Origin of the sequence: Psychrobacter sp. UBA3962, assembly GCF_002385225.1 — a bacterium.
Taxonomy (GTDB): domain Bacteria; phylum Pseudomonadota; class Gammaproteobacteria; order Pseudomonadales; family Moraxellaceae; genus Psychrobacter.
Genome location: NZ_DGDC01000040.1, coordinates 17,678 through 28,448, shown reverse-complemented (window position 1 = coordinate 28,448; position 10,771 = coordinate 17,678). Strand labels below are relative to the sequence as shown.

Sequence of the window (10,771 nt, the reverse complement as noted above, 5' to 3'; positions counted from 1 at the left end):
TTTATGGGGCTATGACTATATCTTACTCGAGTAATGTAGCAGCCGTTTTATTATAAATACACAAACTAATAGTTCAGGCTGTTATTATAGACACTATGGTTATATTATATAAAATTCGATGAATTCTTCAGTGTCTTAATCTAAGTGGCAGTATGTCTATAAACCTAAAAAATCTTCTCAATCCTAAAGTAGTTTTGCTACGTGGCACACTGTTTTTGTTGGCGCTATTTATATTCCTTCTCGCTATAAAAACGCTTTATACCATCACCCACACCATCAAGTTATCCGATGTTTTGGCTGCCATAGAACAGATTCCTAATGTAGATATCTTTTTAGCCTTGTTGGTAGTGGCCTTTGGCTATCTGGTGCTGACGCTATACGACATGCTTGCATTGAGACATATGCATATTAATTTGCCCTTTAAGAAGGTCGCTTTTACCTCTTTTACCGCTTATGCCATTGGTCATACTATTGGCTTGGCTATTTTATCGGCCTCTGGAGTGCGCTTTAGGATGTATGGGGTAAATAAGGTAAAGGCTGAGAGCATTGCCAATGTGGTTTGGTTGGTATCTATGGCTTTTACTTTTGGTATTACGACCTTGGTAGCCCTATCGCTGACTTTACACCCTGAAGCGACAGTAACTATGATGGGACAGCTGGATATGCAGCTTTCTGAACTGTCGATAGATATCCCAAATCTACTGCATAATGCCTCAGTAATTCGTGGTCTCGGCATTAGTCTACTGGCTATAGTGGCAGGTTTGCTGGTTTGGTCGGGTAGTCAAGGTCGGCATATTCAAATACGCGGTTGGCGCTTTGATTTACCTCCTGCGGCGATGATTATTAAACAAATCATCATCTCAATTATTGACTTGGCAAGTGTGGCATTTGTTCTATATCTGCTGCTACCCCATGATGCTGGAATAGGTTACTTTACTGTCTTCGCAGCCTTTGTTCAGTCAATGATATTGGCAATTTTGAGTCATGTTCCGGGCGGGTTGGGCGTGTTTGAGTTGACGATGATGGCCTCATTACCCACAGTAGATAAGACTTATTTATTGGCGGTATTGTTGGTATTTAGACTGTTATATTACTTATTGCCGTTCTTCTTAGCACTGGTGTTTTTCTTTGGACATGAGATTTGGCTACGCTGGTTAAGAAAACCGTAATGCCCGTTTAATCTAATAGCTAGTGACTTATATCTAGTAAAAAATAAAACAGGCAGCTTATTAAGCTGCCTGTTTTTTTATATCTGTTTTTATAGAAGTATTATTGCTGAGTTCTAAGTGCTCAAGATTTACTCAGCCAAGGTGTTGGTACTATGGTTGCCCTTGTCAGCTGCGTTTTTTACTGGGATAGCAGGACTAAATTGTTCTGAGGTTGGAGCAACTCCCTTCGCAGCATGCTCTTCTTTTAAGGAGGCCGCTACTTCAGGTGGCATGTAGTTTTCATCATGCTTAGCAAGGACTTCACTGGCCACAAATACTTCGCCTTGCATTTCACCGGTAGCAACTACCCCTGAGTTTTCAGCGAATAAGTCAGGTAAGATGCCTTGATAACTGACAGGAACCGAAGCGTTGAAGTCAGTAATGGCAAATTGAACCTTTAAATCATCATTGGGATCACGACGCACACTGTCTTTTACCACCATGCCCCCAGCACGGATGCGTTTGTTTTGTGGCGCTTCACCAGCAGCAATGGCAGAGGGGTCAAAGTAATAGTCGGTTTGTTGGCCAATAGCATAGATAACCAACAGGACTGCGATAATGGCACCTGCCAAAGTGGCAGCGACCCAAATTAGTTTTTTACGACGCACAGCATTCATAAAATTGCCTTTAATTTTTAAATCTCAAGAAATAATGAGATTACTATAAAAAGTTTAAAACGCTTGTCGCTTTAAGCCAGTAAATAAAAGCGTAGCAGCTTACCAAGTTTAATTGCGAAGTTTAATTACGTTTGGTTTTTTGTTTACGCTGCTGCTGACGGGCATGTTGAATTTTTAGCTCTTTAATGAGACGACGGCGTTGATTGAGGCTATAAAAGATAAAGCCGATGATAGCGAGCACAGTAATACCCCAGGTACTCCATACATAGGGCCCATGTTCGCCCATGGCTATAAACTCTTGGAAGCTATAAAAGTAGGGTTGCACAATGGCACTCCTTTATTGGCTAATGATCAGGTTGGGTTGCGTCCTATTTAGACGTACGCACATACTCTTTGACCCAAGCTTTATTTTGATCACGGCGTAGAATTAGGGTGTTAGTACGGTATATGGCTAAGGCGCCGACCATAAAATAAGTCCCCAGAATCATCAATAATAAAGGCGCTAACATATCGATAGACATCTTAGGGGCCTCGGTGATGGTCAGAGTCGTACCTTGGTGTAAAGTGTTCCACCAGTTTACCGAATACTTAATAATAGGCAGGTTTACAGCACCGACAATAGACAGGATGGCTGCAGCCTTTCCTCGGTTTGGAGTGTGTTCAAAAGCGGCAAACAAGGCCATTACCCCAGCATATAAGAATGCCAAAATAAGCATTGAGGTTAAACGAGCGTCCCATACCCAGAAGGTTCCCCAAGTTGGTTTGGCCCAAATAGATCCCGTCAATAAGCTCAGAACACATAGCATAAAACCAATGGGTGCAATGGCTTGGGCTACCAAGTTTGCAGTTTTGATACGCCACACTAAGAAGATTACTCCCAATACCGCTAGGGCGAAATAAATCGACAAAGCAATACTGGCAGCTGGCACATGGATAAAGATAATGCGATAGCTGTTACCTTGCAGATAATCCGGAGGGGCAAAACCGAGGCCCCATATGCTGCCTATCGCAATCATAATAATCGCTATACCAGCAAGCCACTTAACCCAAGGAGAGAAAATTCTAAAGAACTCTCGAGTCCCAACAGTGGCCAAAAATCCTTGCCACAGGCGAGAAAAGAAGCCAGGGGTTTGAGGTGATGAATTAGCATTTGGCATAATAAAACGACCTTGTAAGCCACGGTGTGAGCAAAAAAGTGCTTATATAAATGTCAAAGCACGCGGATCAATAAGGCTACGTAAAGCAGTAGCGCCACTCAGTAAATAACTACCGACGGCTCAGCATTTTTAGCCGAGCCTGATAAATCTTATGGCGTCTAATCTTAACAGCCGCTTAGTAAATAACAGAAATTGGAAGTAAAAATATTTTATAACCAGTAGCAGGTAATAGCTGAGACTATTATAACAAATATTGACCTTAGTTAAGCCAAGCCATTTTCAAAGTCATGGCGATAGCCCAAGGCATAACCAGTACTGAAATAATACTGCCTGCTGCTAGAAGGGCCAATATCGGCAGGCCATTAAGACCAGTAGCATATAAGTCTACAGCGCCTGTGGCAAATATAAGCACAGGGAGTTGCATTGGTAACGCAATTAACGGCACTAATACAGCGCCATTTTTTAAAGATAGAGTTAAGCTACTGGCTATTGCGGACAGCATCAATAACATGGGGCTGCCCACCAAGATGGAGACCAACAGGGCACCAGCTTCTCCCCAAGACAGACCAAATAAAGGCACCGCTAATAAGCTAAGCAAAGCCACCAAACCACTGCTAAATATCCAATGAATGGTAAGACGAATCAGTACCCAAAAGGGCAGGGAGGTCCTTGAAACCACCAGCTGGGCTAGAGTGCCGTTGTCCATGGCCGGTTTAAACAATCCATCCACGCCCATAACCAGGGATAATAAAGCGGCTATCCACACTGCCGGCACGCCCAAGCGATGTAGTAGCTGTGGTTCACTGCCTACAGCCAATGGGAATAGAGTGATAATCACCAAAAATAAAACCAGCGGATACAGCCATTGAACAGCGCCTTGCTGTTTTACCTGCCATTCTCGCTGCCAAAGCTCCTTACCCGCTATACCAATAGGAGCCGCTATATTTGCTAAAGGCTTAGGAGTGGGTGCTGTCATTACAGTACTCCCTTATTCTTTGATGGCGAGTCCTCATAGTCAGTTAAAGCTTCTTTATACAAATTATCTAAGCCATCCAAATCATCTAAGCCATCCAGCTCATCTTGTGAATAATGCGGTAAATAATCAGATAGATTTAACGACTTGGTGGCCACCTCTACGCTTTGGTGACTGGTCATTAATACCGCTCCACCACTGTTCGCAAAGTCTTGTAGCCGTTTTTGTAACCGCGCTACCATGCTGACATCAAGCGCAGTAAAAGGTTCGTCTAGCAGCCATAATGGGGTTTGCTGTATGGTCATTAAATATAATCTGGCCAAAGTGACTCGGCGGGTTTGACCGGCAGAGAGTTGGTTACTGCCCATGTTCTCAAAGCCTGATAGATCCACCCAGTCTAAAGCCGTCTCAATTTGTTCTGCGGAAGGTCGAATGCCATAGAGATTTAATAAAAAGGTTAGGTTTTGTTTTACCGTTAAATTGGGATGAATGCCCAGTTGATGTGAGACATATAACGGCGCAACTGGTAAAGTAGGTTGGCCTTGATATAAAACCTGCCCTTCCAGTAAAGGCAGTAGTCCTGCCAGCTGCATAAGCAGCGTAGTTTTACCGGTACCATTGGCACCCACAAGGTGACAAATCTCACCACTCGATAAGGTGAGTCCCACCCTTTCACACAAGGGGAAATCCCCTCGCTGAATGGTAATGTCTTGCAGGGACAGTATCGCAGGAGCATCAAGGGAGGACTGAGAATTAGGGTGGCTTTTGGAATGCATGATAACCTAGTTTATAAAGGGTGGTATGAGGCAGCTTTTATTAATTTATTTCTTGAACCAGCATTTGTCTTAATGCTATTGCAATAAGCACAGTCCACCGTCATATATAGTTAATGTTTTAATATAACATAGTATATCAAACCTCAGCCCACAACTAACGTATTGTCCTTATTATGAGCTCACAAAAAAAACCGTCTTTTTGGCAACGACTAAAATACTTATTAACTGCTGAAGAAAATAGCATTAAAAGTCAAACTGATAACGATCAGCCTCAGCCGCCACAACAAAAGCGCGATACTGATAATTACAATAAGAACCAAAAACAACACTCTGAAAGTCGAGATAACTTTAAATCATCGACGAAAAGTGATCAGTCAACCAGTCACGGTAGAGAAGCAGACTATCCAGAGAGCGTGTCTGAGGAGGCTTCAGTGAAATTCATCAGTTTGTCTAACTTAGACGAGGTGGACAATATGAATCAGGGCAGCGCTTCGGAACAAAGCTCAGAAAATCCAATAACCGATAGTATTTTAGATTTTTTGGAAGCCAGTGATCTTAGTTATCACTATCACGAGCCTACTGCCGAAAGTGACTTTAACGACCCTGAACAAGACCCAGCTGATGTGCCGTCTGGTAACCAAACTCAAAAATACCAAGGCAGTATCCGTAAAAGAAACGTCCATCACATTTCAATGGCAATGCGTTACTATCAAGAAGGGGCAAGTAACGACACGGCTGATACTGATGAGGATTCATCACGGGATATACAGTCAGCTGGAGACAGCGGCGAAGTAGAGTGGGGCTGCGTTATTCGGGTTCATGAGCATACTCAATTGGTGGCCTTCTATGGGGTATTGCCTTTTCACTTGCCGGAGTCACATTTACAGGCAGGAATGATGCTGGCCACTCAGCTCAACTATGACATGATGCTAGGCTGTGTAGAGATTGATATCCGAGACGGTGAGATAAGATTTAAAAACTCTTTAGATCTTGAACCTATCATTAATGCCAACGGCGGATTTGTGCCACCTACGGTAATTAGTTATCTATTGAAAGGGGTAATGGCGATGACGGCCTCGTTTGCGCCTTTATTTAGCGACCTTCTAGCCAGCGACCCGCAAGATTTTGAACTAGATACCTTGTTAGAAGAACTGAACAGGGCTCAAATGGATAAGACCTTTTTTTTACCCACTCGGATTTGGCAGTGATAGTTGGTGACAATAAAGGTTAATAGTAAATCTAATAGTTATCAGAATAAGTTAAAGTTATTATGCTAAAAGTTGCCTTCTCTCCCATTTTTCTTTACCAAGTGCCAGAAAAGCATCGTTTTCCCATGCAAAAATATCGGCTAATACCAGAGCGATTGATACAAGAGGGCACGCTGAGTGAAGCCAATTTCTTCGCGCCCAAAAAGTTGACCGAGGCAGAGATTCTAACCACGCACACCGCCGAGTATTGGGAGAAGCTAAAGACTCAGACTCTATCGCGTAAAGAAGCTCGGGCCATAGGCTTTGAGATGACCCCTGAATTGGTCGAGCGGGGTAGGTATATTGCTCATGCCACCTATGAGTGCGCTTTGTATGCTAAGCAGTATGGGGTATCTTTGAATGTCGCAGGGGGTACGCACCACTCCTTTGCCGATCATGGTGAAGGATTTTGTGTGTTCAACGATGTGTGTATAGCCAGCAATTTGTTATTAAATAGAGGCGAGGCGCAAAGAATACTAATCGTTGATTTGGATGTGCACCAAGGTAACGGCAATGCCAGTATTATGGCGGATGAGCCGAGAGTGTTTGTGTTTAGTATGCATGGAGAGAAGAACTATCCATTTCGAAAGCCACCTTCAGATTTAGACATTGAGCTACCCAATGACACTGATGATGAAACTTATCTGGCCCAGCTAAAGCAGACACTACCCCAATTAATTGCAGCACATAAGCCGGATCTAATTTTTTATCAGTCGGCAGTGGATGTGTTGGCCACAGATAAGCTGGGCAAGCTGTCTTTAACTCCAGAAGGTTGTAAACAACGCGACGACTTTGTATTACGTCAAGCCAGAGATAATAATATTCCCGTCGCGGTAGTGATGGGTGGGGGCTATTCTGAGGATGTTGAAGATGTGGTAGAAGCCCACTGCAATACCTTTAGACTGGCCAAGCAATTGTTTTTTGATTAGCCGAGTCTTAGTCTAGTACTGATTTATTTCGCTGAATGGTTCGCCTATGAAAAGTCAGGCTTCTCCACCGTGACACTGTCATTGACTGGCAGTAAGACAATAAATCGGGTCCGGCCGTTATAGGTGTCGGTGCGGATACGGCCATTGTGAGCCTCAACAATCTGAGACACTAAGGACAATCCTAATCCAGAGCCTTTTCTTTGCTGTTGTAAGCGGACAAAAGGACTGAAAATTTCATTACGCTTGTCCAATGGAATCCCTTTGCCTTGGTCAATAACGGCCAATACCACGAAGTTAGGCTCAATGACGGGCTCAGCTTTTGGTCGACGTAGGCGCTTAGTAAAACCGATATCATTGGATTTTGAGGAATCCGCTTTTGATTTATTATTGCCTTTGTCTTGTTTCTTGGAAGTCGCTTGAGCTGTGGTCGATAAAGGTTGATTCTCACCCTCTGAAGTAGCTAATTCCGTGCTGCCATTTTGATCTTCAACCTCTAAATGGCTTAAGGCGTCTGCTTCCGTCTCACTAGTAACATTCTCGATAGCCACAGACTCTGCTTCTAAAGACGGGTTTAATTCTTTATTAGCCTCACTCTTAGCGGCTTCAATTTGATCTAATAGCTGCTTCGGTGGATAGAGTGCCTCTTCTTGTGCAACCACGCCATATAAGTGCACTTCAATAGGCGGCTCGCCATGAATTAAAGCATTGTTTAATAGATTTCGAATCAAATGGATTAGTAACTTAGGTTGACCTTCAATGACTATGGATTTGCCATACAAAGTGGCTTCAGGATAGTGCTGACATTCTTGGCTAATTAGCTCATAAAAATCAAAACGCTCATTGGTCTGTGCTGCATGACCTGCATCAAGGCGGCTGACCAATAAGATACTCTCTACCAAGTCATTTAAGCCGGTTAAGTCACGATTGACGGCTTGAGCTCTTTTGTGGAATTTAGCGCGAGTTTCCTCCGACATTTCATTGGCCAGCATCTCCATCATTTCAATTTGCAGACGAATTCGGGTGATGGGGGTGCGAAGTTCGTGTGAGGCATGGGCCAGTAATAAACTGTTGGCATCGATAAGTTGCTCAATCTTCTGCGCCGCTTGGTTGAAGCCTCGAGCTAGGCTAGCAATTTCATCGGTACCTTTGGAAGGCACGCGAACACTAAAGTTACCTTCCCCCAGCTGAGCCATTTGCTTGCTCATTTGGTTTATACGCCAAGTCATCGAGTGCGCAATCCAGCCTAGAACGATCGACATAAGGGCAAGAAGCGCAATAGTACCGGTAAAGATATTTAATACTGCCCATAACTCTGAGCGTTTTGGAGGGTTGCGTGGCTCATACAATAGAGTATAGCCGCGGTCACTCATCGCTTGGACGTTGACCTGATCTGAAGAAAAAAACGCCGGCAATAGACGCGAGATTAAGGAGGGATCATCAGGAAGCTGTTTGGGCAAATCACTATCATCGGTTTGAATCAGTAAGTTACCATTACGATCATAGAGCCCCATCTTCGCTTGCAGCGACTCATCAAAGACATCAAAGCTTCTTTTGATAACGGCCAACATGAATCTAGCTTGCAGAAGCTCGTTCATGGTTGTGGCATTATCAAGTTCATCCACGAAAGGGTCAATTTGGCTAACAATTTGCTTAGCAAGCACTTCCCAGCGGGCATCGGCTGAGTTGTTGTGCACTAGGTTCATTAGAGTAACCATGCCAGCAGCGAATAGCACTAGAGTTAGCACCACACTGAGAAAAAGCTTACTAAAGACGGAAGACGAAAAGTTAAATCGAGGACGACGAATCATAGAAGTGTCTAATGTAAATTAAGCCTGCTAAAAATAAGATAGCGATTCAACTTGATGATTAAATTGAATCGCTAAATGTTTAATGCAGTAAGCCCGTATCGTTATACTTGGTCAGTGGCAAACTGATAACCCACACCACGAACGGTAATAATACGTTTTGGCTGGCGAGGATTGTCTTCGATTAAAGCTCTCAAGCGAGAGATGTGTACATCTATAGCACGATCAATGTTGTCTGAGCTGTCATCGTTAGGCATAGCTTGCCATAATTGCTCACGATTTAATACTTTGCCGGCGTGAGTAGCAAAATAATGCAGCAATTGGAACTGATGCGTGGTCAAACGCACTGGCTTATCATCAATGGTCACTTCATGGCTGTCTGGAAAGACACTTAAACGACCAAAAGTTAAGCTGTCTGATTGACTGTCTGCTTGATTTGGCTGCTCATGACGGCGCAACACGGCACGGATACGTGCCAGTAACTCACGCGGCTCAAAAGGCTTGGAGATATAGTCATCAGCACCCATCTCTAAGCCCAACACGCGGTCTGTGGTATCGCCTTTGGCGGTCAGCATCACAATAGGCACTTTATTGGTTTGACTGTTTTTGCTACCGCGAATCTTCTGACAGACTTGCATGCCATCCATATCCGGTAGCATTAAGTCTAAGATAATCAAATCAATGGCGCGCTCTTTGGCATCTAGAATATCCAGACCTTCTTGACCAGTAGAAGCGTGATGAACTTCATAATAGTTCATCGTTAAATAATCGCTAATCAGTTCCGCTAAATCTGGATCATCTTCAATTATTAGTATTTGTTTGCTCATAATAATCCTTAAAATATTCAATAATTTATTTAATAAGTGGTTATGGTTTTATTCGATTAACTCAGTATTGAGTGGGTATGTCATTAATAAATTAAGTACAAGCACTACTAGTCAGTAATCTGATTGTTATTTTACTGGTATTTTACTGACCCGTTATTTCACTGAGTCTTCCTATAGACAGTAGATAAAACAGCTCAATACTTAATCTTAATACAGGTAATAGGCGTTAAATACAGATATCAGCTTTCATATTTAATCCCACTCCATGCTTAAGCTTGCTTTAAGCGGTATTATAACTATATTCGCTAGTCCCTGCCTATCTTAACAATACACAGTTTGTTACTTTTAATCTCTATTGTTACACAGCCTATTACTCTGAAACCAAAGGCTATGGGTTTTATAATATAAATGTCCAGACTATTGTAATAGCAATAAACAGTTTATCATTGAAATCCAAGGGATATGGCTATCCCTATGTTGATGATCGTTAGGTGTTTTGCTAGTTGTGTTAGCATACTGTGCATAATTACAGAGGATTAAATATTTTATAACTGCCTTAACCTCCTCGGTAAAAAGGCAATATTTACACAAAGTAATGACTCGTTGCTGTAATAATGGGCTATTATTTTATTTTTAATAATTTAAATTTAAAGTGGATAGGTAACTTATGTCTATGGCACCAAATAATACTCGCTCTAATACTGTGACAGCAGTAAAACCGAATAAGTGGTCTTCTGCGGTAAAGATTTTTCATTGGGGTAGTGTACTGCTGCTTATTGTTGTCTGGGGGATGATAACGCTACATAAGGGCTCATCAGCAGGGGATACCTATTTAGATTTACACCGAGCCTTTGGGGTCAGCTTATTGTTCTGGATGATTGCTAGGGTAATCAGTCGTATTGTTAGCCCAACACCTGCTAGCGTACCTATGCCAAAATGGCAGACTGCAGTGTCGCATCTGACCCATTTACTACTTTATGTGTTGTTATTTGCTATGCCGTTATCAGGTATCTTAATGACTTGGTATGGGGGAAGAAGTATTGATATGTTTGGTCTATTTCAGTTGCCAAGTATTTTGGCCACCGACCGAGGTCAGGCACGATTTTTTAATAACCTGCATACTGATGTGATTTGGCCAACCTTATTAGTATTTACGGCCTTACATATCTTAGGGGCATTACAGCATCAATTCATCAAAAAAGACAATATTATGTCGCGGATTAAATAGCTTT

11 protein-coding genes are annotated in these 10,771 nt (G+C 42.6%); 4 read left to right on the top strand and 7 right to left on the bottom strand.

Translation table 11 applies throughout. From position 1 onward, the window contains the following. Nucleotides 1-152: 152 nt before the first annotated feature. A complete protein-coding gene (locus B3S92_RS09625) occupies nt 153-1,169 on the top strand; it encodes a UPF0104 family protein (RefSeq protein ID WP_296205398.1) in 1,017 nt (338 codons plus the stop codon). Between the two features lie 128 nt (nt 1,170-1,297). Here the strand turns inward: B3S92_RS09625 and ccmE are convergent, their stop codons facing one another. The 5 genes from ccmE to ccmA form a co-directional block, all read right to left on the bottom strand. Beyond that, a complete protein-coding gene (gene ccmE / locus B3S92_RS09620) occupies nt 1,298-1,825 on the bottom strand; it encodes a cytochrome c maturation protein CcmE (protein ID WP_077450560.1) in 528 nt (175 codons plus the stop codon). Between the two features lie 121 nt (nt 1,826-1,946). Next, on the bottom strand, nt 1,947-2,150 hold the full coding sequence (ccmD, locus tag B3S92_RS09615) for a heme exporter protein CcmD (protein ID WP_077450559.1): 204 nt from the start codon (nt 2,148-2,150) through the stop codon (nt 1,947-1,949). 43 nt (nt 2,151-2,193) lie between these two features. Then, nucleotides 2,194-2,982 carry a heme ABC transporter permease CcmC gene (gene ccmC / locus B3S92_RS09610; protein WP_296205394.1) on the bottom strand — a complete coding sequence of 263 codons (789 nt, stop codon included), beginning with the start codon at nt 2,980-2,982 and terminating at the stop codon, nt 2,194-2,196. A 259-nt stretch (nt 2,983-3,241) separates the two neighbouring features. Then, nucleotides 3,242-3,958 (bottom strand): heme exporter protein CcmB, encoded by a 717-nt coding sequence (locus tag B3S92_RS09605; protein WP_296205392.1) that lies wholly within the window; start codon nt 3,956-3,958, stop codon nt 3,242-3,244. Beyond that, nucleotides 3,958-4,731, bottom strand: a complete 774-nt coding sequence (ccmA, locus tag B3S92_RS09600) for a heme ABC exporter ATP-binding protein CcmA (protein WP_296205390.1) — start codon at nt 4,729-4,731, stop codon at nt 3,958-3,960. Before ccmA ends, B3S92_RS09605 begins: the two co-directional genes overlap by 1 nt. A 173-nt stretch (nt 4,732-4,904) precedes the next feature. Between ccmA and B3S92_RS09595 the strand changes: the two genes are divergently transcribed. Beyond that, the gene (locus tag B3S92_RS09595; protein ID WP_296205387.1) at nt 4,905-5,939 is read left to right on the top strand and encodes a hypothetical protein; all 1,035 of its coding nucleotides are present in this window, start codon (nt 4,905-4,907) and stop codon (nt 5,937-5,939) included. A gap of 62 nt (nt 5,940-6,001) precedes the next feature. Continuing rightward, complete coding sequence (locus B3S92_RS09590) at nt 6,002-6,907, top strand: histone deacetylase family protein (RefSeq protein ID WP_296205384.1); 906 nt, start codon at nt 6,002-6,004, stop codon at nt 6,905-6,907. A 44-nt stretch (nt 6,908-6,951) separates the two neighbouring features. On the opposite strand, the gene B3S92_RS09585 is transcribed toward B3S92_RS09590, so the two are convergent. Then, nucleotides 6,952-8,715: a sensor histidine kinase gene (locus B3S92_RS09585; protein ID WP_296205382.1), complete on the bottom strand. Its 1,764-nt coding sequence runs from the start codon at nt 8,713-8,715 to the stop codon at nt 6,952-6,954. 101 nt (nt 8,716-8,816) lie between these two features. After that, the gene (locus tag B3S92_RS09580; RefSeq protein ID WP_028859405.1) at nt 8,817-9,539 is read right to left on the bottom strand and encodes a response regulator transcription factor; all 723 of its coding nucleotides are present in this window, start codon (nt 9,537-9,539) and stop codon (nt 8,817-8,819) included. A gap of 673 nt (nt 9,540-10,212) precedes the next feature. Here B3S92_RS09580 and B3S92_RS09575 point away from each other — a divergent pair. Continuing rightward, nucleotides 10,213-10,767 (top strand): cytochrome b, encoded by a 555-nt coding sequence (locus tag B3S92_RS09575; protein ID WP_349678957.1) that lies wholly within the window; start codon nt 10,213-10,215, stop codon nt 10,765-10,767. The last annotated feature ends 4 nt before the right edge of the window (nt 10,768-10,771 follow it).

What these genes read in the sequence shown, in the direction of transcription:
- B3S92_RS09625 (WP_296205398.1), top strand. Translation starts at nt 153, where the DNA reads ATGTCTATAAACCTAAAAAATCTTCTCAATCCTAAAGTAGTTTTGCTA.
- ccmE (WP_077450560.1), bottom strand. Translation starts at nt 1,825, where the DNA reads ATGAATGCTGTGCGTCGTAAAAAACTAATTTGGGTCGCTGCCACTTTG.
- ccmC (WP_296205394.1), bottom strand. Translation starts at nt 2,982, where the DNA reads ATGCCAAATGCTAATTCATCACCTCAAACCCCTGGCTTCTTTTCTCGC.
- B3S92_RS09605 (WP_296205392.1), bottom strand. Translation starts at nt 3,958, where the DNA reads ATGACAGCACCCACTCCTAAGCCTTTAGCAAATATAGCGGCTCCTATT.
- ccmA (WP_296205390.1), bottom strand. Translation starts at nt 4,731, where the DNA reads ATGCATTCCAAAAGCCACCCTAATTCTCAGTCCTCCCTTGATGCTCCT.
- B3S92_RS09595 (WP_296205387.1), top strand. Translation starts at nt 4,905, where the DNA reads ATGAGCTCACAAAAAAAACCGTCTTTTTGGCAACGACTAAAATACTTA.
- B3S92_RS09590 (WP_296205384.1), top strand. Translation starts at nt 6,002, where the DNA reads ATGCTAAAAGTTGCCTTCTCTCCCATTTTTCTTTACCAAGTGCCAGAA.
- B3S92_RS09585 (WP_296205382.1), bottom strand. Translation starts at nt 8,715, where the DNA reads ATGATTCGTCGTCCTCGATTTAACTTTTCGTCTTCCGTCTTTAGTAAG.
- B3S92_RS09580 (WP_028859405.1), bottom strand. Translation starts at nt 9,539, where the DNA reads ATGAGCAAACAAATACTAATAATTGAAGATGATCCAGATTTAGCGGAA.
- B3S92_RS09575 (WP_349678957.1), top strand. Translation starts at nt 10,213, where the DNA reads ATGGCACCAAATAATACTCGCTCTAATACTGTGACAGCAGTAAAACCG.